Below are 22,690 nucleotides of genomic sequence, written 5' to 3'. Positions count from 1 at the left end.
TCGTCAGCGGCGGGTGTCGTCCCAGACCACGGGCGCGGGCGCGGGACCGTTGCGGCAGTCCGACGTCCGGTACCCCGCGGCGCACTCGGTCAGCGCCCGCCAGCGCGTGGAGAAGTCCTGGACGAAGGCGTCGAGCGCCGCCTGCTCGGCCTCCGACTGGATCAGCTGGCGGATCGTCTTCTTGACCTCGGCCAGTGGCCGTTGGCGCTCCCGCTTGACCTTGGTGACCGTGAAGACGTAGTACTCGGAGCCCAGGCGGACCGGACCGACCAGCCGGCCCCTGCGGGCACGGAAGATGGCCTGGTCGAACACCGGGTCGGCTGCGCCCTCCGCGAGCGGTGCCAGCTTGCCGCCGTTGTCCTTGCTCGCGAAGTCGGTCGAGTACCGGCGCGCGACGGACTCCCAGGACACGCCGCGCTCGAGCTCCGCCCGTGCACGCTCCGCGGCGGCCCTGCGCTTGGTGACCACGATCCGCAACGAGCGCTCCTCGGGCTCGACGAAGCGCGACCGGTGCTGGTCGTAGTACTGCTCGACCACTTGATCGGTGACCGGGACGCGGGTCGCGGTCACCTGCTCGCGGATCTTGTTCGACAGCAGGTCGAGCCGGACGCGCCCTTTGATGTCGGCGACCGTCTGGCCGGACGTCTTCAGGAACGTCTGGAAGTCCGAGTCCTTGGGGAAGCTCTGGCGCTTCTGCTTCTCGAACGACCGGGTGACCTCGGCGTCGGTCACGATCAAGCCGCGCAGCGTCGCCTCCCCGTCGATCCACTCGAAGCTGATCAGCAGCTGCATGACCTGGTTGCGCAGCTGCGCATAGTCACGCCGGCACCGCGCCCTCAGGGTCGGGTCCGAGATCCGCCGGCGCTGCGCCGGCGACAGCGCCTTGCGCTTGGTGGCGATGCAGCGGCGGTAGTCGTCCGCCCGGTCGGGAACCGTGGCCCCCGCGTTCCCCGTCGACGTGGCGGCGATCGTCATCCAGTGGTCGAAGGCCTGCCGCTCGATCACCTTCCCGTTGACCGTCGCCACGGGGTCCGTGGGTGCGCCGTCGCCGAGCAGGCCGGCGCCGGCGACAGCGAGGACGGTCAATGCAGATTTGAGCATGGGCAACCAGGCGGGTAGCGGTCAGGGCTTCCGCAACAGTGTGACCGACCGCGTCAGCCGAGTTGCGCGCTGGCCGCGCGGAGCTCGTCGAGGACGCGGCTGGTGTACGTCGCGAGATCCGTGCCGTCGTCGCGGTCGGACTCGCTCCACAGCGCGTAGCCGCGCTTGAAGGCGAGCATCCCGAGCTCGGCGGCGACGAGCGCGGTGGGGTCGGGGACGCCACGCGCCACGAGCGCCTCGGCCATGGCGACGCCGAGCCCGACGCTCTTGAGCGCGTCGCGTTCCTGGAGCTCGGCACTCGCCGCGACCGCCGCCTTGAGCCGTGGGCCGAGCTGACGGTTGAACTCGGTCATCTCGCTCGACGCGCGCCGAAGCCCGGCGGCGACCGCCTCCAGCGGCGTCGCGCCCTCGGGGGCCTCGGCGATGCCTTCGCTGAGCAGGCGGCTGAGCGTCTCCTGACCGGCGACGAGCAGCTCCCGCTTGTCGGGGAAATGCCGGAAGAACGTGCTCTTGGTGACACCGGCGCGCTCGGCGATCTGGGCGACCGTCGTCTGGTCGTACCCCTGCTCGATGAACAGGTCGACCGCTGCCACGACGAGCCGCTCGCGTGCTCCGGGTTCCCAGCGGGCCATGCCCCAATCCTACGATGGGACCTTTGTCCCATCACCCCGCTACAGTGACGGGACAAGAGTCCCATCACTCATCGGGAGAAGCGCATGCACGTGTTCATCACCGGCGGCACCGGCCTCGTCGGATCGGCCGTCGTCACCGAGCTGCTCGCCGCCGGCCACACCGCCACGGTCCTGGCTCGCTCCGACGCGTCGGCGCACGCCGTCACCACCGCCGGCGCGACCCCGCTGCGCGGGGCGCTGCAGGATCTCGACGTCCTCCGCGCCGCAGCCGAGGAGGCCGACGGCGTCATCCACCTCGCCTTCGCCAACGACTTCAGCACCGCCGGGGCCGTCGCCCGGTCGGTGGCGGAGGAGACCGCCGCGGTCACCACGCTCGGAGACGCGCTCGTCGGCAGCGACCGCCCGCTCGTGACGGTGTCCGGCACCCCGTGGATCCCCGGCCGTCCTTCGGTCGAGTCCGACTCCCTCCCCACCGACGGCCCGGTCGGCGGCCGCGGCCGCACGGTCAACGCGATCCTCGCGCTCGCGTCCAGCGGTGTCCGCACGTCGGCCATCCGGCTCCCGCGCACGGTGCACGACGAGGGCCGGGGCGGGTTCGCCGGGCTGCTCACCGACATCGCCCGGAGCACGGGGATCTCCGGCTACCCGGGCGACGGCACGCAGCGCTGGCCCGCCGTGCACGCGCGGGACGCCGCCGTGCTCTTCCGGCTCGCGCTCGAGCACGCGCCGGCGGGTACCGCCTGGCACGCGGTCGCGGACGAAGGCGATCAGGTGCGAGACATCGCCACGGTCATCGGACGGCGCCTCGATCTGCCGGTCCAGCCAGTGCCCGACGAGGCCTTCGGCCCGCTCGGGCCGATCTTCGCGACCGACCAGCCCGCATCCAGCGATCACACCCGGACGGTCCTCGGCTGGGAACCGCGCCACCCCTCGCTGCTGGACGACCTGGAGCGCATCCGCCCCTGAGCCATGCGGTCACGGGTCCGGGTCCCGCGGGCCGAAGTCGACGTCGATGACCTCGAAGCCCTTGTGGCCCTCGCTGGTGGCGTACCCGGTGTACGCGCGCTGGTCGGCCGCGGTCAGCTGGACGTCGTCGGTGAACGGCGTCAACAGCGCGCGCGGCCACAGCCGGCGCTGGGCGACGACGTTGACCTCCGCGGCGAGGACCAGGACCAGGGCCAGCAGGTAGATCCACGCGATCAGGCCGAGCACCAGTCCGAAGACGCCGTACGCCTCGTTGCGCCCGCGCAGCATGCTGGTGACGAAGTACGCGCCGAGCACCTGCACGACCTGCCAGCCGACGCCGGCCACCACCGCGCCCACGCGCAGGTCCCGCGTGGGGATCTCACTCGCCGTGAGCACGCGGAAGATGACCAGGAAGAGCCCGACGTTGGCGACGACGGCCAGCAGCACGCCCAGGATCCGCGCCGCGGCGCCGAGATCGGCGCCGTAGGCACTCGCGCTCGTCGTGAGCCCGGCCAGACCGGTCGTCACGATGATGCCGAGGCTGAGGATCGGCAGGAGCAGCAGGCTGCGGAGCCGGGCCTTGATCGGGTTCGGGCGCCGGTTGCGGGGCACCGCCCACGCACGGTTGAACGCGTTCTGCGCGGCGCCGGCCACCCCGAGGCAGCCGTAGAGCGTCAGCACGATGCCGATCGCGAGGCCCACGCCGCTCCCCGAGAGCGACTGGACGTTGTCGCGGAGCTGGCTCCCGATGACCGGGAACTGGGCCAGCGCCGAGTCGAGCAGCTGCTCCTGGAGCTGCGGATCGCCGTCGAGGACGAACCCGAGGATCGTGACCAGCAACAGCAGCAACGGGAACAGCGACAAGAACCCGTAGTACGCGATCAGCGCCGCCAGGTAGGACCCCTGGTCGTCGGCGAACTTGTAGATCACCGCGATCGGGAACCCGGCCCAGTGCCGGCGGCGCTGAACCCGGTCGAGCCTGTCCGTCAGCCGCCCCGCCATGGCTGCCCGGATACGCGCGTGCGCGCGCATCCGGATCATCGACGCCGCTCAGACGCTGAAGACGCTGACCAGCTCCTCCAGCTCGGAGGCGTAGCCCGCCAGCTCGCCGCTGGTCGTCGCGACCTGGTCGGTCGACGCCGTCGATTGCTGGGCCGCGGCGGACACCTCCTCGGTGACCGCGCTCGAGTTCGTCGCCACCTGGGCGACCTCCTCGGTCGACTCGGCCACCCGCGTGATGCAGTCGCTGACGTCTTCGATGCTGGCGGCGAGCGCGTCGAAGGCGGCGCGGGTCTCTTCCACGGTCTTCGAGGAGGACTCGGCGAGCTTGCGCACCTCGTCGGCGACGACCGCGAACCCGCGGCCCTGCTCGCCGGCACGCGCGGCCTCGATGGCGGCGTTGAGCGCCAGCAGGTTGGTCTGGTCGGCGATCGAGGCGATCTCGCTGGTCAGCGAGACGCCGCGGGCGGCGACCGCCTGCGCCGCGGTGGCGCGCTCGACCGCGACGTGCGCCGCGTCCCGCGTCGAGGTGACGAGGCGGACCTGCCGCTCGGCGCCTTCGGCCACCGAGCCGACGGCGGTCGCGATCTCACCGATCGCGACGCCGGTCTCCTGCGCACTGGCCGACAGCTGCTGTGAGCTCGACGCGACCCGCGTGGCCAGCGACCCGATGTCGTCGATCATCCCGCCGACCTTGTCGTTGAGCCGCACGCGCATCGCGTTGTACGCGGAGATGCCGCCCTGCGCTCGGGCCAGCATCTGGTTGAAGACCTCGCCCAGCTCACCGATCGACTCGCCCGGGCGGGCCTCCAGCGGCGTCGTGACCGGGTTCGCATCGACAGTGAGGTCACCCTCCGCCACGGCGGCCAGGCCCTCGCCGAGGCCGACGAGGCAGTTGTCGGACAGGCTCACCAGCCGCGTCTCGAGCCCTCCGAGGACCGAGTGGTCACCCAGAGCGCGGCGCTGCGTCTCGCGCACGTCGTTGTAGCCCTCCAAGGCGGCCTGCGCCTTGCCGAGCATCGAGTTGAAGAGGTCCACGAGCGCCTGCACGGCGGGCTGATCGCTCGCGGCGACGATCGGCGTCGTCACCGGCGTGACCTCGACGGTCAGGTCGCCCGCGCGCATCGCGTCCAACTCCGCGACCAGGTTGGTGAGGCAGTGGTCGTGAAGGCTCGTCAGCCGGTGGGTGAGCTCGAGCATCACCGGATCGTCGGCGAGCGAGCCGGTGTGTTCGCGCCCTTTGGCGCCGAGCAGTGCGATGGCCATGAAAGTCGAGTGCCTCGGTAGGAACGGGAGCACGGGCAACGGCCGCGCAAGGAGATATGCGTCTTACGAGAGGTGTCGGCCAACGCGCCGTCCACCTGAGCCCGGTGCGCCAGTTGGCGCGCGGACCACGTGGTCCGCAGGCGCGCCCGCCGTTCGTGCATCATCTGCTCATGCGCTCGCCGCTCCAGGGTCGGAGCCGACGGCTCGCCGCGGTCGCCGCGGTCGCCGGTGCCGGCGCTTCGCTGCTCGGCTGCGGGCAGTCGTCGACCCCCGCCCGCACGGAGCCGCAGCGCACCGCGACCGCGGAGCCCCAGCGTGCTGTCGCGGGGCGCGCCGCCGTCCGGTCGAGCGCCGCGGGCACGGAGACCGTGCAGCTCAACCGCCGCACCGCGGCCGTGCGCCCGTCGCCCGACGCGCGGCCCGTCACCCGGCTCCACGCGCGCACGCCCTACGGAAGCCGCACCCGCTTGTGGGTGCGGGCGCGCCGCGGGCCGTGGCTGAAGGTCGCGGCGCTCGACGCCCCGGGCGGCGTCGGCTGGATCCACAGCCGCCACACCCGGCCCGCGCCGAACGCGAAGCGCCGCGTGGTGATCGACCGCTCCGAGCAGCGCCTGATCGTGCGCGGCGGGCGTTCCCGCTGGAGCACGCGGGTCGTCGTCGGCGCGCCGTCGACGCCGACGCCCCTGGGCACCTTCCAGGTCACGGACCGCCTGCCCGGCGAGCGCTTCGGCGGCACCTACGGCGCATGGGTCCTCCCGCTCTCGGCGTACGGAACGCCCGCGCGCACCTCCCGGCTGGCGATCCACGGGGTCCCGCCCGCGGCGCGGTCCGGCGTCGGCAGCGCCGGATGCGTGCGCGTCCCCCACGCCGCGCTGCGCCGGCTGATCCGCGAGGTCGGGCCCGGTACCCCGGTCGAGATCCGCGCGTGAGCGGCGTCGATGTCGTCGTCGTCCCGTGCCGCGGGCTGCTCGCCGACCAGCCGCGCGCCCCAACCCACGTCACCGGCATGATGCACCCATGCGCGACGGATACGGGCAGGCGTTCCGCGAGGAGCCGAGCGACCGGCTCGTGCGAGCAGGTCCGACGAAAAACGCTAAAGGCCGCGCGACGACGCGCCGATAGAGCCCGTGAGCCTGCTCCACAGCGTCTCGGTCAACACCCTCTCCTCCTCACTGGCCGAGCCCTTTCTTTGTGGAGCAGGCTCCCCCTCCCTCCTGCGTGGGACGCTTCACCGCATGATCGAGCCACGCAAGATCGACTTCTCGGGCCTTGAGCCGGCGATCCACGACGAGGGCGTCGGCGACCGCGAGGCGGACGTGGGCGGCACGCGCTGGGCGCTCGTCGAGTACGCGCCCGGACATGGCCGGGCCGACTGGTGCGAGACGCCGCACAGCGGCTTCGTGATCAGCGGTGCGCTCACGTACGCGTTCGAGGACGGGCGGGACGACATGGCGCTCGCGCCCGGCGAGGCGTTCGCGCTCCCCAGCCATCCGCGACACCGGGGGCGCAACGACGGCGACCAGCCCGCTCGGCTGTTCATCATCGACGCGTTGGCGTAAGCACCGCGGGATCGGGGCACGGAGCACTTCATGGGCTCCGAAGCGACTCGTGTGGTCGCCGTCGACGTCGGCGGCACCTTCACCGACGTGTGCGTCCTCGACCAAGGCAGCGGGGAGCTGCAGGTGGCGAAGGTCGCGTCCACCAAAGACCCGATCGACGGCGTGATGGCGGGCGTCGAGCAGGCCGGGATCGACCTCAGCCGCACCGCGCTGTTCTGCCACGGCACGACGGTCGCCACGAACGCGCTGATCACGCGCCGGCTGCCGAAGGCGGCGATGGTGTGCACGAAGGGGTTCCGCGACGTGGTCGAGATCGGCCGCGGCACGCGCGACGACCTGTGGGACGCGTACAAGGACAACGCCGAGCCGTACATCCGCCGGCGGGACCGGCTCGAGGTGACCGAGCGCGTCGACCAGACCGGCGCCGTCATCACCGAGCTCGACGAGGAGGAGGCGCGCGACGTCGCCCGCATCCTCGCCCGGCGCGAGGTCGAGGCGGTCGCGGTGTGCTTCGTCAACGCGTACGCGAACGGCGACCACGAGCAGCGGATGGCCGAGATCCTCGAGGAGGCGCTGCCGGACGCGACGATCTCCACCTCGTCCGGCGTGCTGCCCGAGCTGTTCGAGCACGAGCGCTTCTCGACCACGGTCGCGAACGCCGTGCTGTCCCCCCTGGTCACCGGCTACGTGAACGAGCTCGACCGGCGCCTGAAGGACGACGGCTACGACGGGGACCTGCTGATCCTGCACTCCGGCGGCGGCGTGATGACCCCTGAGGCGGTCCAGGAGCTCGCCGTACGGCTCGCCGCGTCGGGCATCGCGGCGGGCGCGGTGGCCGCGCGCTACACGGCGCAGCGGTGCGGCTTCAAGAACGTGATCGGCGTCGACATGGGCGGCACCAGCACGGACATCAGCCTCGTCTACGACGGCGCGCTGCGCACGACGAACGAGTGGTTCGTCGAGTACGGGCACCCGATCTGCTTCCCGTCGATCGAGGTGCTGACGATCGGCGCCGGCGGCGGCTCGCTGGCGACCATCGACGCGGCCGGCTCGCTCCGCAACGGCCCGCAATCCGCCGGCTCCGACCCCGGCCCCGCGGCGTACGGCAAGGGCGGCGAGGAGCCCACCAACACCGACGCGAACCTCGTCCTCGGCCGGCTGGGCGCGAAGCTCGTCGGCGGCGGGATGTCGCTCGACGCCGACGCCGCGGCCGCCGCCGTCGACACGGTCGGCGAGCCGTTGAACCTGGACACGCACGCCGCCGCGGAGGCGATCATCGCCGTCGCCAACGCGAACATGGCCGACGCCGTGCGGATCATCTCGCTCCAGCGCGGCTACGACCCGCGCGAGTTCGCGCTCGTCGTCTTCGGCGGAGCCGGACCGCTGCACGGCGCGGCGCTCGCGAAGGAGCTCGGCGTGCCGACCGTGCTCGTGCCGCCCCGTCCCGGCACGTGGTCGGCGCTCGGGTGCCTGATGGTGGACATCCGCCACGACCTGAGCGAGATGTTCCTGCGGCCGGCGTCCGAGGCGGACGGCGAAGAGCTCGACGCGGCGTTCGGCCGCCTCGAGGAGCAGGGCCGCAAGCTGCTCGCGTCCGAGGGGGTCGCCGAGGACGACATCACGCTCGAGCGCTCCATCGCGATGCGCTACCTCGGCCAGTGGCGGTCGCTGCAGGTGGCCTTCGACGGCGACCTCGACCAGGCCGTCGAACGCTTCCACTCCGAGCACGAGCGCGAGTTCTCCTACCGCCGCGACGACGCGCCGGTGGAGCTCTACCGCCTGCAGCTCGTCGCGACCGGCAAGACGCAGGAGGTCGAGCTGCCCAAGCACGAGCGCGGTGGCGAGCTGCCCGACCCGATCGAGACGCGCGCCGTCTGGTTCGACGGCGAAGCGCACGACACGCCCGTCTACGAGCGCAGCGAGCTCCCCGCCGGCGTGGCCTTCGAAGGCCCCGCGGTGATCGACCAGCTCGACACGACGACGCTCGTCCCGCCCGGCGTCAAAGCCGAGGTCGATGAGTACCTGAACATCGTCATGGAGGTGCAGTGAGATGGCCACGCGCACGCTCGACCCCGTCACGTTCGAGGTCCTCAAGAACTCGTTCGTGACCGTCGTCGACGAGATGGCCGAGCAGATCCTGCGCACGTGCCACTCGTTCGTGATCTTCAGCCGCGACTTCAGCTGCGCGCTGCACGACGCCCACGGCGACACGATCATGCAGGGCTCCCAGGACATCGCCGTGCACGTCGGCACGCTGCACCTGAAGGCCAAGGCCGTGCTCGAGGACTTCGAGGGCGACATCCACGAGGGCGACGTGTTCGCCGTCAACGACCCCTATCGCGGCGGCACGCACTTCCCGGACTTCAGCCTCATCCGGCCCGTGTTCGCCGACGGCGAGCTGATCGCGCTTGCCCAGGCCAACGGGCACTGGGCGGACGTCGGGGGCAGCGTTCCCGGCTCGTTCGACGTCGGCGCGACCGACCACTTCGGCGAGGGCATCCGCGTCCCGCCGATCCGCGTCGTCGACAAGGGCACCCCGCGCGACGACGTGATCGGCATGATCGCCTCCAACAGCCGCGCGCCCGGCGACATCGTCGGCGACTGCCACGCCCAGATCGAGGCGACGCGGGTCGCCGAGCAAGAGCTGTTCCGGCTGATCGACAAGTACGGATCCGAGGACGTGGTCGCGGCCTTCGGCGAGGTCCAGGACTACGTCGAGCGCCTCACCCGCGCGCGCATCGCCGACCTGCCGGACGGCGAGTGGGAGACCGCCGACCACGTCGACTTCGACCCGGGTGGCGAAGAGGGGCTCGTCACCGTGAAGGTCAAGCTGACGATCAAGGGCGACGAGATCCTCTACGACCTCAGCGGCTCCGATCCCGCGATCAAGTCCTTCCTGAACTCGGGCGCGGGCGTGGCGTTCTCCGGGGCGATCGCCTCCGCCAAGACGTTCCTGCCCGAGATCCCGCTCAACAGCGGCTTCTACCGCGCGATCAAGGTCGACGTCGGCCCCGAGGGCACCGTCGTCAACGCGGGCTGGCCCAACGCGGTCACGGGCAGCGTGAGCGGCGCCTACGAGAAGATCATGAACGCGGGCTTCGAGCTGTGGTCGCAGCTGATGCCCGAGCGCGCGATGGCGTGCTGCTTCAACCTCGAGTACCTGCTGGTCGGCGGCCGCGACGCGCGTCGCGACGACCGCCCGTTCTTCATGTGGTACGACTGGATGGCCGGCGGCTGGGGCGGCCGCAACGGCCGTGACGGGCAGGACTGCACGTCGCCCGTGTTCGGCGTCGGGCTCGCCGTCCAGCCCTTCGAAGGGCAGGAGCGGCTGACGCCGGTGCTCACCAGCCAGCACGAGATCATCCCCGACTCGGGCGGCCCCGGGAAGCACCGTGGCGGCTGCGGCGTCCGCAAGGGCGGGACGCTCACCCAGGTCGAGGCGGCGGTCATGTCCTACTGCTGCGACCGCGCCCGCTCGGTCACGTGGGGCATCGGCGGCGGCCTGCCCTCCCTCCCCCACGGCGTCTGGCTCAACCGCGGCTCCGACGAGGAGCGTTTCCTCGGCGCGAACTTCTCCGGCGTCCCGGTCAAGGAGGGCGACCGCTTCGAGCGTCCCTCGGCGGGCGGCGGCGGCCTCGGCGACCCCCTCGACCGCGACCCCGACGCCGTGCTGGAGGACGTCGCCGACGGCTACGTCACGATCGAGCGCGCCGCCCTCGACTACGGCGTCGTGATCGAGGAGGTCGACGCCGAGCTCGCCGAGTACCGGATCGACGCCGACGCCACGACGACGCTCCGCGACGAGCAGCGCGGCGCCCGCGCCGCCCGCCTCGACGAGGACCCCGAGGACGTCGCCCGCCGCTTCCGCGACGGCGACCTCGACGTGCTCGACCTGGTCCGCCACTACGGCGTCATCCTCGACTGGGGCAGCGGCGAGCTGCTGCCGCGCACCACCGAGCAGTACCGCGAGCTGCTGCGCCGCCGGAGCGCGTCACAGTGGGCGTAGCCTCAAGGCATGACCGAGAGCACCTGGCCCGCACTGCGCGTCGACGACTGGACCGACACGCGCGAGACGCTCCACCGGTGGATGCAGATCGTCGGCAAGGTCCGGTTGGCGCAGGCGCCGATGCTCAACCACTGGTGGCAGGTGACGCTGTACGTGACGCCGCGGGGGCTGTCGACGTCGTCGATGCCGGCGCCGGGCGGGCGGGCGTTCGAGATCGAGTTCGACTTCTGCGCGCATCAGCTGCGGATCACGGTCGAGGGCGGTGAGCATCGGGAGGTCGCGCTTGAGCCCAAGTCGGTGGCGGCGTTCTACGGCGAGGTGATGGACGCGCTCGCGGCGCTGAACCTGGACGTGAGGATCTGGCCGGTGCCCGTGGAGATCGAGGACGCCACGCCGTTCACGGAGGACACGGCGCACGCGAGCTACGACCCGGCCGCGGCGCAGTTGTTCTGGCGCCAGCTCGTGCAGGTCGACCGCGTGCTGACGCGCTTCCGGGCCGGCTTCCAGGGCAAGGTCAGCCCCGTGCACTTCTTCTGGGGCGCGATGGACATGGCCGTCACCCGGTTCTCCGGACGCACCGCCCCGCGCCATCCCGGAGGCGCGCCGAACTGCGGCGACTGGGTGATGGTCGAGGGCTACTCGCACGAGCTGGCCAGCTGCGGGTTCTGGCCGGGCGGCGGTGAGGAGGGCGCGTTCTACAGCTACGCCTATCCCGAGCCGGACGGCTACAGCACCGCCTCGGTGGAGCCGGCCGAGGCGTTCTACTCCGCCGACTTCCGCCAGTTCCTGCTGCCGTACGAGGCCGTCCGCACGGCGGCCGATCCGGAGGCCACCGCGCTGCGGTTCCTGCAGACCACGTACGACGCGGCCGCCGACCTGGGCGAGTGGGACCGCGACACGCTCGACTACCGGCCGGTGGAGGGCGCCCGCCCGGCCTAGGCCGCGATCACGCGATCGCGCCCGCGGGCCTTGGCGACGTACAGCGCCGCGTCGGCCTCGGCGAGCAGCTCGGCGCCGACGAACGTGCCGCCGGACGTGGCCGAGACGCCGAAGGACATGGTCACCGGCAGGCCGTCGATCGGCTCGGCGGCGATCGTGTCGCGCAGCTCGGCGGCCAGCGCGGTCGCCTCCGCGACCCCCGCGCCCGGCAACAGCACGACGAACTCCTCGCCGCCGACCCGGTAGGCGAGGTCGAACGCGCGCAGCCGGGTGCGCAGCCGGTGGGCGACCTCGACCAGCACGGTGTCGCCGCGCGCGTGGCCGTGCTCGTCGTTGATGCGCTTGAAGTGGTCGATGTCCGCCGCGATCGCGGCGACGGTCTGGCCCGTGAACCCGGCCTGGGCGCGCAGCTCCTCCAGGCGCTCGGAGAGCGCGCGGCGGTTGAGCATCCCGGTGAGCCCGTCGAGCACGGCCTCGGTGCGGTGGTCGACGTCCGAGCGCATCAACGCGAAGGACAGGATCGACACGCCCGCGAGCGTCGAGAGGAACCCGGTGGTGGCGTACCACTGCGGCAGCGGATGGCTCGGCTCGACCGCGACGGCGATGACCAGGACGAGCACGGTGACGAACCCGACCGCGGCGACGACGCCGCGCGCGCCGAAGCGCGCCGGCACCGTCACGAGCGGAACGATCAGCCAGCTGAGCACGTAGGACTCGATGCCGCCGGTGAGCGCGACCGCGATCGCCAGCATCACCTGCGAGAACGCCCACGAGAGCGCGAAGCCGTACTCCGGCGTGCGCACGCGCTTGGCCGCCAGGCTCGCGACGACGAGCACGACGATCGCCCCCGCGAGCAGCACGAGCGGCCGCCAGCCGAGGTGCGGAACCGCCGCCAGCACCCCCGCGCCCAGCAACCCGAACGCGGCCGCGCGGGGACGCCGCAGCCGCTCGTCCATGTCGAGCAGGCGGTCCCGGGCTGCGAGGTCAGGGCAGAGCCACGTGGGTTCCATCGCCCCGGGTGATCGGCCCGCCCGGCGCAAGCTTCAGCTCAGCCCTCCCCGGTGGCCACCGGAAGCGCATCGTGGTTGCTCCACTGGGACCACGATCCGGCGTAGAGCGCGGCGTCCACGCCCGCGACCGCGAGCGCGGCGATCTCGTGCGCCGCGGTCACCCCGGACCCGCAGTAGACGCCGACCGGGCGCGAGCCGTCCGCGCCGAGCGCCGCGAACCGCTCCCGCAGCTCCTCGGCCGGCCGGAAGCGCCCGCCGTCGCCGAGGTTCTCGGTCGTGGGCGCGCTCACCGCGCCCGGGATGTGCCCCGCCTTCGGGTCGATCGGCTCGACCTCGCCGCGGTAGCGCTCGCCCGCACGCGCGTCGAGCAGGACGCCGGAGCCGGCGAACGCGCCCACCTCGTCCAGCGCGAGCGTCGGCAGCCCGCCGCCGTGCAGCTCGATCGCGCTCGGCTCAGGCACGACGTCGTCGGTCTCCAGCTCGCCCTCCCACGCGGGCAGGGCACCGTCGAGCAGCCGCACGTCGGGCACGCCCGCCCAGCGCAGCAGCCACCAGGCGCGCGCCGCGGCGAGGTTGCCCTCGCCGTCGTAGACGACGACCGGCCGGTCGGCGCGCACGCCCCAGCGCCGCGCCGCCGACTGCAGCGCCTCCAGCGACGGCAGCGGGTGCCGGCCATCGGTCGGCGCGCCGTGCGCCGCCAGCTCGGTGTCCAGGGCGACGTAGACGGCGCCGGGGATGTGGCCCTTGAGGTACTCGCCGTGGCCGGGCGGCCCGCCCAGCTTCCAGCGGACGTCCAGGAGGGTCACGTCTTCCAGCCTCTCGGCCAGCTCGGTCGCAGAGATCAGCACGGCGCTCATGTCGGCGCATCCTAGGCAGTAGCGTCGTGGCATGGCCGACTTCCACAGCGCGACGATGTCCGTCATCACCAACGACCTCGCCCCGGGCGCCGGCCCCGCGCTGCACCGCCACCCCTACGAGGAGGTGTTCGTGATCGTGTCGGGCGAGGCGACGATCACGCTCGGGGACGAGACGGTCGTCGTGCGCGGCGGCGATCCGCCGGTCGTCGCGCCGCCACACGTGCCGCACGCGTTCAAGAACACGGGCACCGACCGGCTGGTCACGGTCGACATCCACGCGAGCCCGGTGTTCGAGACCGAGTGGCTGTGATCAGCCCGCCCTGACGGTCACCGCACGCGCGTCCGCCCCGGCGAACGCCGCCGTGACCGAGAGCGCCCCGCGGCGCGCGGAGGTGAACGTCGTCGCGAACGTGCACGCGCGGGTCACGTTCGCCGTCCTGCGCGCGACCCGCCTGCCGTTGCGCCTCGCGTTCACCGTCACCTTGCCGCGGCAGCCGGCGCCCTTCGCGACCGTGCCGCGGACCGCGAACGTGTACGGGGCACGGCGGTCACGCTTCGGCGTGACCCGCAGCGCCACCCCGCGGGCGGTCCGGGGCGACGGCGCGACGCTGCGCTCGCGCACGGTCACGCGCACGGAAGCGTCGGCCGGCAGGTAGTGGGCGTCGCCGGTGAAGTGCGCGGTGGCGACGTGGGTGCCGGGCCCCTCGAAGGTGGCCAGGAAGTCCGCGCTCTCGCCTTGCCCGGTGATCTGCGCGCTGCCGGGCACCGGGATGCCGTCGACGGCACCGGTGAGCAGGCCGCTCGGCCACCACGCGCTCGGGGCGAGCGACGCGATCGCGACGGTGAACGTCACCTCCTCATCCACGAACGCCGGGTCGGGCGCGGCGGAAAGCGTGACGACGGTGCCCGCCTTCCCGACGACGACCGTGCCCGTGCCGGCGCTGCGCGCGTAGTGCGCGTCGCCCTCGTAGATCAGCACGGCGGAGTGCGTCCCCGCCGCCAACCGGATGACGCCGCGCGCGACCCCGTCCGGGGCGACCGGCAGGGCGACGGGCGGCGCGCCGTCCACCGCCGCGGACACCACACCGGTGGGAGCCCCGAACGGCGGCGTCGACGACGTGACCGCCGCGTCGACCGAGATCAGCTCACCCGTCACCGGGCTCGCCGGCGCCACGCGCAGCGCCGTGGCGGTGGGTGCCCGCGCGACGTCGATCTCCGTCGCCCCCGTACTCGCCGCCGACGCTCCCTGCGGGACGAACTGCGCCTCGATCCGGTGCCGACCGGCCGTGAGCGGCCGTGTCGCCGCTCGCGCCACGCCGTCGTCCAGCGCGACCAGCGGCCCGAGCTGGCGGTCGTCGACGCGGAAGCGCACGAACCCCGCGGGCCTCGAGTCACCCGTCACCGTCGCGGTCACGCTCGCCGCGTCGCCATGGACGAGCTCGCCCTCGGCGATCGACACCGTCGTCCTCGTCGTGAGCTGGGCCGCGGAGCGTTCCGGGATGCCCAGCAGCAGCACTGCCGTCAGCGAGCCGATCAGCGAAGGCACACCCCACATACGTCACCCCGCCCTGACCTTCACCGCGCGGGTGTCGGTCCCCGCCACGCGGGCGTTCCCGCCGAACGTCGCGGTGACCGAGAGCGTGCCCTTGCGCGCCGTGCTGAACGTGATCTTGAACGTGCAGGCGCGCGTCACGGTCGCCGTCTTGCGCGCGACGCGCTTGGCCTTGCGCTTCGCCGTGACCGTCACCCTGCCCGAGCAGCCGTCGGCCTTGCTCACCGAGCTCGGCAGCTGCAGCGTGCCGGTGACGGTGAACGCGTACGGCGCGCGACGATCGCGCTTCGGAGTCGCCTTGAGGGTCAGTCCGCGCGGGGCGAGCGGCCGCCGCGACGCGGAGGGCAGCGACGGGTTCTCGTAGCCGGTCCCGGTGACGGTGACGGCAAGCGAGGCGTCGGCGGCGAGGAAGTCCTCGTCGCCGGTGAAGTGCACGGCGGCGGTGTGGGTTCCGGGCGTGGCGAAGCTGCGCACGAAGCGCGCGCCCTCGTCCGCACGACCGACGAACACGGCGGACCCCGGCACGGGTACGCCGTCGACCGCTCCCGTCAGCGTGCCGCTCGGCCACCATCGGCTCGGCGCGATCGAGTCGACCGTCGCGTCGAAGGTCACCGGCTGGCCGACGGGTGCCGGGTTCGGCGCCGCCGTGAGCACGATGACCGTCCCGGCCGGCGTGATCGTGACCGTCGTGGTCTTGTCGCTTCCCGCGTAGTTCGGATCGCCGTTGTAGGTCAGGACGAACGCGTGGGAGCCGGCCCACAAGCCGTTGGCGTCACCCACCCTGCCCTGCCCGTCGAGCGGATATGTGCGTGCGGGCACGCCGTTGAGGCTCAGGGTGACGGTGCCCGTCGGGATCCCGCCGACCGGGCTCGACACCTGCGCCTGGAACTGGACGTCCTGCCCTGCGACTCCGGCGGTCGGCGTGACCTGCACGGCGGTGGTCGTCGGCGCCCGGTCCACGTGCAGGAGGTTGGGTCCGGAGCTTCCCACGAAGCCGGCGTCCGGCAGGTAGTCGGCGCGCACCTGGTGATCCCCCGCGGCCGAAGGAACGACCGTGGTGGACGCAACGCCGCCGACCAGCGTCACCGGCGCTCCGCTCGGCGCGCCGTCGAGCGAGAACTGCACCTTCCCCGTGGGCGTGGTCGCGGGCGACGTCGTGTTGGTGACGGTCGCCGTGAGCGTCGCGGACGTCCGGTATTTCGGCGGCGTCGCCGGGACGCCGAGCGCGGTGCTCGTCGCGTCCGCCGCCACCGCGGTGGCGGGCACAAGGAGCAGCGCTCCAGCGGCCAGCGGAGCGATCACCATGCGTGCAACGGACATGATCCGACCTCCCGGTCGAACGACGGAATCGCGTCGCCGACGCTACCGGCAGATGATCGTCGAAGCAAACTCCGGGATGTTCATCTGTTCAACAGAACTTCACCGTCTCATGGCCGCTCGGCAGCGGCTCACCGCAGCGCACGCAGTCGCGACCCAGCACCGGGTCGCCGTCGACCACCGTGTAGACGCGGTGCCGGTCGAGGCCCTGCACGTGGTAGGCCTGCCCGCACGCGCACGTCCACTCGCGCTGGGCGACGTCCCCGCGCCCGCGCAGCCGCTTGGCCACGAAGAAGCCCGCGGCGAGGGAGACGATCCCGCCCAGCGCGGCCAGGCCTTTCTGCTGGCTGGTCATGGCGGGGAGCTACCCAGCGGGCGTGAGGTACTCGACGACCACGTCGCCCAGCATTGACCGATAGCGGTCGCGCAGCGCGGGGTCGAGCAGGTCGCGCTGGAACAGCGCTTGCCACGTGTGGCGGTTCGCGACCCGGAACACGCAGTAGGAGCTGATCAGCATGTGGAGGTCGACGGCGTCGACGTCCTCGCGGAACGCGCCGGCCTCGCGCCCGCGCTGAAGGATGCGGTCGATCCGCTCCACGGCGGGCGCGTTGATGGCCGCGAGCGAGTCGCCCATGTGCTCGCCCCGGTGGATGTTCTCGATGCTCACCAGCCGGATGAAGTCCGGGTGCGCCTCGTGGTGGTCGAAGGTCAGCTCGGCGAGGCGGCGGATCGCGGCGACCGGGTCCAGATGGTCGACGTCGACGGCACCCTCGGCGTCGCGGATGGCCGTGTACGCCCGCTCCAGGACGGCGACGAACAGCCCTTCCTTGGAGCCGAAGTAGTAGTAGAGCATCCGCTTGGTGGTGCGCGTCCGCTCGGCGATGTCGTCCACGCGCGCCCCCGAGTACCCGTGCTCGGCGAACTCGCGGGTCGCGACGTCGAGGATCTCGGCCTGCGTGCGCTCACGATCGCGGGACCGTTCGGGCGGGGTGGCGGGCCGGGCTGCCATCGCTTCCGAATTCTAGGTCCGTTTGACAGAACGCCGGATCGGGGACTAACGTACTAGTTCGTACATTATGTTCCGGCGATCACACCTGGTCGGCCTCGTCGGGGCCGGCATCGACGCTTCCCTGTCCCCCGCGCTGCATGAGGCCGAGGCCGCCGCGCAGGGCCTGGACTACGAGTACCGCCTGCTGGACATCGACGGCCACGAGCTCGGTGCGCTGCTCGCGCAGGCACGGGAAGCGGGCTACAGCGGCGTCAACGTCACGCACCCGTGCAAGCAGGACGTCGTGGCGTTCCTGGACGACCTCTCCCCCGAGGCCGCGGCGCTCGACGCCGTCAACACCGTCGTCTTCGAGGCGGACGGTCGCGCGGTCGGGCACAACACCGACGCGAGCGGGTTCCTGGAGGCATTCCGCCGCGGGCTGCCCGACGCGGCGCTGGACAAGGTCGTCGTGCTCGGCGCGGGCGGCGCGGGCTCGGCGGTCGCCCACGCCGCGCTGCGCCTGGGTGCGCGCGAGCTCGTGATCGTCGACACCGACTCCACGCGCGCCGCCGCGCTCGCGAACCGTCTCGGCGCGCGCACCGGCGCGCTGGACCAGCTCGACGACGCCGACGGCCTGATCCACGCGACGCCCACCGGCATGGCGGCGCACCCCGGGCTGCCGCTCGACGAGGAGCGGCTGCGGCCGGAGCTGTGGGTGGCCGAGGTCGTCTACCGCCCGCTGGAGACCGAGCTGCTGCGCACGGCGCGGGAGCTCGGCTGCCGCACGCTCGACGGCGGTGGCATGGCCGTGATGCAAGCCGCAGGCGCGTTCGAGCGGTTCACGGGCGTCGCGCCCGACCGCGAGCGGATGGTGCGCCACTTCGCCCGGCTCGTCGAAATGGCGCTCCGATGAGACGCTCGATCGCCACGGTCTGCCTGAGCGGCACGCTGGAGGAGAAGCTGGAGGCCGCGTCCGCCGCCGGCTTCGACGGGATCGAGCTGTTCGAGGCCGACCTGGTCAACGCGCCGCTCGCCCCGGCCGAGGTGCGCGCGCTCGCCGGCGAGCTCGGCCTGACCATCGACCTGTACCAGCCGTTCCGCGACTTCGAGGCCGTGCCGGAGCCGGACTTCCGCCGCGCCGAGGCCAAGTTCGACCTGATGGAGGCGCTGGGCGCGCCGACCATGCTCGTCTGCTCGAACGTGCGCGCCGACGCGATCGACGACGACGCGCTCGCGGCCGAGCACCTGCACGCGCTGGCCACGCGCGCGCACGAGCGCGGCCTGAAGATCGCCTACGAGGCGCTCGCCTGGGGCCACCACGTCAGCACCTACGACCACGCGTGGCGGATCGTCGAGCAGGCCGACCATCCCGCGCTCGGCACGTGCCTGGACTCCTTCCACATCCTCAGCCGCGGCACGTCGCTCGACGCGCTCGACCGGATCCCGGGCGAGAAGATCCTCTTCCTCCAGCTCGCGGACGCCCCGCACCTGACGATGGACGTCCTCCAGTGGAGCCGGCACTACCGCTGCTTCCCCGGCCAGGGCGCGCTGGACGTCGCCGGCCTGCTGCGCCGCGTGCTCGCGACCGGCTACGACGGCCCGCTGTCGCTGGAGGTGTTCAACGACGTCTTCCGCCAGGCCGACGCGCGCCGGACCGCGATCGACGCGATGCGCAGCCTGATCGTGCTCGAGGGCACGCCGCTGCCCCCACCCGCGCCGCTGCACGGCTTCGCGTTCGTGGAGATCGCCGTCGACTCGCCCGAGGTCGAGGACCTGCTGCGCGCGATGGGCTTCGCGCACGTCGGCCCACACCGCTCCAAGCCGGTGCAGCTGTGGGAGCACGGCGACATTCGCGTCGTGCTCAACCACGGCGGCGACGCGGCGGAGGTGGTCGCGATCGCCGTCCAGAGCGAGGACCCGGCGGCATCGGCCGAGCGCGCGCACGCGCTGCTCGCCCCGCCGCTGGAGCGCCGGCGGGGCAGCGGCGAGGCCGACCTGGAAGCGGTGGCCGCGCCCGACGGCACCGCCGTCTTCTTCTGCGGCACGGACTGGCTGGGCGACTTCCTGCCGACGGGCGAGGCCGCGGCCGAGGGCGTCCCGATCGAGCGCATCGACCACATCACGCTCGCGCAGCCGTTCGACGCGTTCGACGAGGCCGGGCTGTTCTACCGCTCGGTGCTCGACCTGCGCCCGAGCGAGGCGACCGAGCTCGCGGCGCCCGACGGGCTCGTCCGCAGCCGCGCCTACGCGCGCGGCGAAGTGCGCGTCGTGCTCAACGTCCCGGCACTCGCGAACCAGGACCGGGCGGAGCTCCAGCACGTCGCCTTCGCCACCGGCGACGCCCTCGCCGCCGCACGCGCTCTCCGTGCCCGCGGCGTGCCGCTGCTCGGCGTCCCCGACAACTACTACGACGACCTGGAGGCGCGGCTCGAAGACCTCGACACCGCGCCGCTGCGGGAGCTCGGGGTGCTCTACGACCGCACGCCCGAGGGAGAGCTCCTGCACTTCTACACGGCCCCGATCGGCGGGCGCGTGTTCTTCGAGGTCCTCGAGCGCCGTGGCGGCTACCGCGGCTACGGCGCCCTGAACTCACCCGTCCGCATGGCCGCGCAACGCAGAGGAGAGAGACATGCAGAAGGTGCTGGAGCCTGACCCCGTCACCACGGGCCGCTTCGCGCGCGGCGAGCGCTCGGAGGAGCGACCGCTGCCCGAGCCGCCCCCGCTGCGCAAGCTGCTCGGCCCGAGCGTGATCCTCGTCGGCGTCGGCGTCGCCAGCGGCGAGTACATCCTCTTCCCCTACATCGCCTCCCAGGCGGGACTCGTGTTCCTGTGGGCGGCCGTGGTCGGCGTCGCCGTGCAGTTCTTCATCAACATGGAGATCGAGCGCTACACGCTGGCGACGGGGGAAACGGCGATCGGCTCGTTCCAGCGCCTGTGGCGCCCGTGGGGCGGCATCCTCGCGGCCGGCGCGATCCTGGCGACGATGTGGCCGGGCTGGGCGACGTCCGCCGCGACCGTGTTCACCTTCGCGATCGGCGGCGGCGACCCGAACCTGATCGCGATCGGCGTGCTGCTCGTGATCGGCGCCATCCTCACGGTCTCGCCGGTCGTCTACACCACGGTCGAGAAGCTGCAGTTCATCAAGGTCGGCGCGATCCTGGCGTTCATGGTCATCGCCGTCTTCGCGGCCATCAAGGCGACCGCCTTCGAGGACTCGACGGCGGTCGTGACGAGCTTCGGCACGTTCCCGGGCGAGATCCAGCTGGCGATCCTCGTCGGCGCGCTCGCCGCCGCCGGCGCAGGCGGTGCGAACAACCTCGTCCAGAGCAACTGGATCCGCGACAAGGGCTTCGGCATGGGCGAGTACGTGCCGCGGATCGTCTCCCCGATCACCGGTCAGGAGGAGGCGGCGCCGGACGCGGACCGCCTCTCGTTCCCCACCGACGAGGCGAACCTGCGCCGCTGGAACACGTGGTGGAAGCGCGCGAACCTCGAGCAGTTCGTCTCGTTCGCGTGCGTCGCGACGATCACGATCTGCGTCTTCTCGCTGCTCGCCTACTCGACCGTCTTCCAGAACCCGGACCTGCCGGAGTCGAGCGGGTTCGACTTCATCGCGCTCGAGGCGTCCGTCCTCGACGGCGCGGTCGGCGAGTGGTTCGGGACCATGTTCCTCGCGGTCGGCGCGATCTCGCTGTTCGCGGCCGCGCTCGGGATCGTCGACTACGTGTCCCGGCTCGTGGCGGACGTGCTGCACACGCGCGACTCGCGCCGGACCGAGTCGCGCCTGTACTTCGCGGTCGTCTGGACGATGATCACGTTCGGCTCGCTGATCCTGCTGCTGGGCTTCGACCAGCCGCTCGTGCTGCTGACGATCTCGACCGTGATGGGCGGCGCGATCATGACCGTCTACACGGTCCTGCTGCTGATCACCAACCGGCGCTACCTGCCGAAGGCCATCCAGCTCGCCGGCTACCGGCGCGTGATCCTGATCGCGTCCGTGCTGCTGCTCGGCACGTGCACGATCATCGTCGCCGTCAACGAGGCGAAGAAGCTGGTGTGAGCACCGCGCCGCGGCGGCCGGGGATGAGCAGCACCGACGCCGCGGCGACCAGCGCGCCGACCGCGCTGAGCACGAACGCGAGCGTGAAGCCGGAGTCCTCGACGCCCGTGGCGATCACGTGCGAGGCGATGATCACGCCCGCGATCTGGGCGCCGACGGCCGAGCCGACGTTGCGGATGATCGTGTTCACGCCGATCGCCTCACCGGTCTCCTTCGCGTCGACGGCGTTGACGATCAGGTTCGGGATCGAGGCGAAGGCGATGCCGACACCGGCGAACATCAGCGCGGACCAGACGATCACCATCGCCGGCGAGCCGTGGGCGAACGCCATGCCGGCCAGCGCGGCGCCGACGACGAGGCAGCCGACGAAGAACGGCGGCTTGGAGCCGAAGCGCTCCCCCGCCTTGCCGACGAACGGCGCGATCAGCAGCGAGAGGAGGCTGCCCGGGGCGAGCAGCAGACCCGCCTGCGTGGCGGAGAGGCCGAAGCCCGCGCCTTCGCCGCCGTCCGGCAGCTGCGCGAGCTGCGGGACCAGCACGAAGGTGGCGATCATCGCCGAGCCGATCAGGAAGGTCGAGATGTTCGTCGTCAGCACGGGACGCCGGGCGAGCGTCTTCATGTTGACGAGCGGCGCCTTGTGGCGCGCCTCGAAGACGCCGAACGCCACGAGCACGACGAGGCCGGCGGCGATCAGGCCGAGCGTCTGCGCCGAGCCCCAACCCCACTCCGCGCCGCGGGAGATCGCGATCAGCAGCGCTGTGAGGCCGACGCCGAGGATGCCGGCGCCGACGTAGTCCACGCGGCCCGGGGTGCGGATCGGCGACTCCGGCACGAACTTGATCGTCGTGATCGTGGCGAGGACGCCCATGGCCGCGGCGACGATGAAGATCCAGTGGTAGCCGGGACCGTCGACGAGCACGCCGCCGAGCGGGAGGCCGATGCCGGAGCCGATCGCGGAGATCGCGCCGAGCAGCGCGATCGCGGTCGGCACCTTGTTGGCCGGGAACTCGTCGCGGATGATCCCGAAGGAGAGCGGGAGGACGCCGCCGCCGAGGCCCTGGAGACCGCGGCCGACGATCATCAGCCCGAGCGAGTCGGCGAACGCGCAGACGACCGAGCCGACCGCGAACAGCGTCAGGGAGATCGCCAGGAAGCGCTCCTTGCCGAACATGTCGCCGAGCTTGCCGAAGATCGGCGTCGCGATCGAGGCGACGAGCAGGTACGCGGTGACCATCCACGCGATCCCGCTCGCGGACGCGCCGAGCTCGGACTGCATCTCGCCGAGCGCCGGGATGACCGTCGTCTGCGCGAGCACGAACGCGAGCGTGCCCACCCCGAGGATGACCAGCGTGCGCCCGGGCGCCTGGCGGATGTGCGCTTGTTCCATGGAGACCCTCTTGCGAAGTAGCGACTGCGGTACTGGCGGAGGGCAAGGTAG

21 protein-coding genes are annotated in these 22,690 nt (G+C 72.4%); 10 read left to right on the top strand and 11 right to left on the bottom strand.

Features of this window, described 5'->3' with window-relative positions; genetic code table 11:
- Positions 1 to 3: 3 nt before the first annotated feature.
- Positions 4 to 1,086, bottom strand: a complete 1,083-nt coding sequence (locus C8N24_RS20405; RefSeq protein ID WP_170179265.1) for a peptidyl-prolyl cis-trans isomerase — start codon at positions 1,084 to 1,086, stop codon at positions 4 to 6.
- 68 nt (positions 1,087 to 1,154) lie between these two features.
- A complete protein-coding gene (locus C8N24_RS20400; RefSeq protein WP_121253581.1) occupies positions 1,155 to 1,733 on the bottom strand; it encodes a TetR/AcrR family transcriptional regulator in 579 nt (192 codons plus the stop codon).
- Between the two features lie 84 nt (positions 1,734 to 1,817).
- Here C8N24_RS20400 and C8N24_RS20395 point away from each other — a divergent pair, with 84 nt between their 5' ends.
- Positions 1,818 to 2,699, top strand: a complete 882-nt coding sequence (locus C8N24_RS20395; RefSeq protein WP_121253579.1) for an SDR family oxidoreductase — start codon at positions 1,818 to 1,820, stop codon at positions 2,697 to 2,699.
- 9 nt (positions 2,700 to 2,708) lie between these two features.
- Here the strand turns inward: C8N24_RS20395 and C8N24_RS20390 are convergent, their stop codons facing one another.
- Together C8N24_RS20390 and C8N24_RS35390 are read right to left on the bottom strand one after the other, a co-directional pair.
- Positions 2,709 to 3,701, bottom strand: coding sequence for a YihY/virulence factor BrkB family protein (locus tag C8N24_RS20390; protein WP_170179264.1), 993 nt, complete (start codon positions 3,699 to 3,701; stop codon positions 2,709 to 2,711).
- A gap of 48 nt (positions 3,702 to 3,749) precedes the next feature.
- A complete protein-coding gene (locus C8N24_RS35390) occupies positions 3,750 to 4,964 on the bottom strand; it encodes a methyl-accepting chemotaxis protein (RefSeq protein ID WP_121253575.1) in 1,215 nt (404 codons plus the stop codon).
- Positions 4,965 to 5,134: 170 nt separating this feature from the next.
- On the opposite strand from C8N24_RS35390, the gene C8N24_RS20380 reads away from it, so the two are divergent.
- The 5 genes from C8N24_RS20380 (at position 5,135) to C8N24_RS20360 (ending at position 11,468) form a co-directional block, all read left to right on the top strand.
- The gene (locus tag C8N24_RS20380) at positions 5,135 to 5,893 is read left to right on the top strand and encodes a L,D-transpeptidase (RefSeq protein ID WP_170179263.1); all 759 of its coding nucleotides are present in this window, start codon (positions 5,135 to 5,137) and stop codon (positions 5,891 to 5,893) included.
- Positions 5,894 to 6,199: 306 nt separating this feature from the next.
- Positions 6,200 to 6,523, top strand: a complete 324-nt coding sequence (locus C8N24_RS20375) for a cupin domain-containing protein (RefSeq protein ID WP_121253571.1) — start codon at positions 6,200 to 6,202, stop codon at positions 6,521 to 6,523.
- 30 nt (positions 6,524 to 6,553) lie between these two features.
- Positions 6,554 to 8,572 carry a hydantoinase/oxoprolinase family protein gene (locus C8N24_RS20370; RefSeq protein WP_121253569.1) on the top strand — a complete coding sequence of 673 codons (2,019 nt, stop codon included), beginning with the start codon at positions 6,554 to 6,556 and terminating at the stop codon, positions 8,570 to 8,572.
- A 1-nt stretch (position 8,573) separates the two neighbouring features.
- Positions 8,574 to 10,529: a hydantoinase B/oxoprolinase family protein gene (locus C8N24_RS20365; RefSeq protein ID WP_121253567.1), complete on the top strand. Its 1,956-nt coding sequence runs from the start codon at positions 8,574 to 8,576 to the stop codon at positions 10,527 to 10,529.
- Positions 10,530 to 10,538: 9 nt separating this feature from the next.
- Positions 10,539 to 11,468, top strand: a complete 930-nt coding sequence (locus tag C8N24_RS20360; protein WP_121253565.1) for a DUF5996 family protein — start codon at positions 10,539 to 10,541, stop codon at positions 11,466 to 11,468.
- On the opposite strand, the gene C8N24_RS20355 is transcribed toward C8N24_RS20360, so the two are convergent.
- Positions 11,465 to 12,478, bottom strand: coding sequence for a GGDEF domain-containing protein (locus tag C8N24_RS20355; RefSeq protein WP_121253563.1), 1,014 nt, complete (start codon positions 12,476 to 12,478; stop codon positions 11,465 to 11,467). The two genes, C8N24_RS20360 and C8N24_RS20355, sit on opposite strands and share 4 nt — an antisense overlap.
- Positions 12,479 to 12,516: 38 nt before the next feature.
- Positions 12,517 to 13,335: a sulfurtransferase gene (locus C8N24_RS20350; protein ID WP_121253561.1), complete on the bottom strand. Its 819-nt coding sequence runs from the start codon at positions 13,333 to 13,335 to the stop codon at positions 12,517 to 12,519.
- 31 nt (positions 13,336 to 13,366) lie between these two features.
- Here C8N24_RS20350 and C8N24_RS20345 point away from each other — a divergent pair, with 31 nt between their 5' ends.
- Positions 13,367 to 13,645 (top strand): cupin domain-containing protein, encoded by a 279-nt coding sequence (locus tag C8N24_RS20345; RefSeq protein ID WP_121253559.1) that lies wholly within the window; start codon positions 13,367 to 13,369, stop codon positions 13,643 to 13,645.
- On the opposite strand, the gene C8N24_RS20340 is transcribed toward C8N24_RS20345, so the two are convergent.
- The 4 genes from C8N24_RS20340 to C8N24_RS20325 form a co-directional block, all read right to left on the bottom strand.
- The gene (locus tag C8N24_RS20340) at positions 13,646 to 14,881 is read right to left on the bottom strand and encodes an Ig-like domain-containing protein (RefSeq protein WP_170179262.1); all 1,236 of its coding nucleotides are present in this window, start codon (positions 14,879 to 14,881) and stop codon (positions 13,646 to 13,648) included.
- 12 nt (positions 14,882 to 14,893) lie between these two features.
- On the bottom strand, positions 14,894 to 16,207 hold the full coding sequence (locus tag C8N24_RS20335; RefSeq protein WP_121253555.1) for an Ig-like domain-containing protein: 1,314 nt from the start codon (positions 16,205 to 16,207) through the stop codon (positions 14,894 to 14,896).
- A gap of 88 nt (positions 16,208 to 16,295) precedes the next feature.
- Positions 16,296 to 16,559: a hypothetical protein gene (locus tag C8N24_RS20330; protein ID WP_121253553.1), complete on the bottom strand. Its 264-nt coding sequence runs from the start codon at positions 16,557 to 16,559 to the stop codon at positions 16,296 to 16,298.
- A gap of 9 nt (positions 16,560 to 16,568) precedes the next feature.
- Entirely contained in the window at positions 16,569 to 17,213 is a 645-nt protein-coding gene (locus tag C8N24_RS20325) for a TetR/AcrR family transcriptional regulator (protein ID WP_121253551.1), read from the bottom strand.
- A gap of 67 nt (positions 17,214 to 17,280) precedes the next feature.
- On the opposite strand from C8N24_RS20325, the gene C8N24_RS20320 reads away from it, so the two are divergent.
- Genes C8N24_RS20320 through C8N24_RS20310 form a run of 3 tightly spaced genes read left to right on the top strand, consistent with a single transcriptional unit; the run spans position 17,281 to position 21,252 of the window.
- Positions 17,281 to 18,105 carry a shikimate dehydrogenase gene (locus C8N24_RS20320; protein WP_121253549.1) on the top strand — a complete coding sequence of 275 codons (825 nt, stop codon included), beginning with the start codon at positions 17,281 to 17,283 and terminating at the stop codon, positions 18,103 to 18,105.
- Positions 18,102 to 19,844 carry a bifunctional sugar phosphate isomerase/epimerase/4-hydroxyphenylpyruvate dioxygenase family protein gene (locus C8N24_RS20315; RefSeq protein ID WP_121253547.1) on the top strand — a complete coding sequence of 581 codons (1,743 nt, stop codon included), beginning with the start codon at positions 18,102 to 18,104 and terminating at the stop codon, positions 19,842 to 19,844. Before C8N24_RS20320 ends, C8N24_RS20315 begins: the two co-directional genes overlap by 4 nt.
- Entirely contained in the window at positions 19,822 to 21,252 is a 1,431-nt protein-coding gene (locus C8N24_RS20310) for an Nramp family divalent metal transporter (RefSeq protein WP_170179261.1), read from the top strand. Before C8N24_RS20315 ends, C8N24_RS20310 begins: the two co-directional genes overlap by 23 nt.
- On the opposite strand, the gene C8N24_RS20305 is transcribed toward C8N24_RS20310, so the two are convergent.
- Entirely contained in the window at positions 21,227 to 22,639 is a 1,413-nt protein-coding gene (locus tag C8N24_RS20305) for an MFS transporter (RefSeq protein WP_121253545.1), read from the bottom strand. The genes C8N24_RS20310 and C8N24_RS20305 overlap by 26 nt on opposite strands.
- Positions 22,640 to 22,690 lie beyond the last annotated feature (51 nt).

This window comes from Solirubrobacter pauli, assembly GCF_003633755.1.
Lineage (GTDB): Bacteria > Actinomycetota > Thermoleophilia > Solirubrobacterales > Solirubrobacteraceae > Solirubrobacter > Solirubrobacter pauli.
The sequence above is the reverse complement of the archived record's forward strand: the minus strand, read 5'-3'. Positions and strand labels throughout refer to the sequence as shown.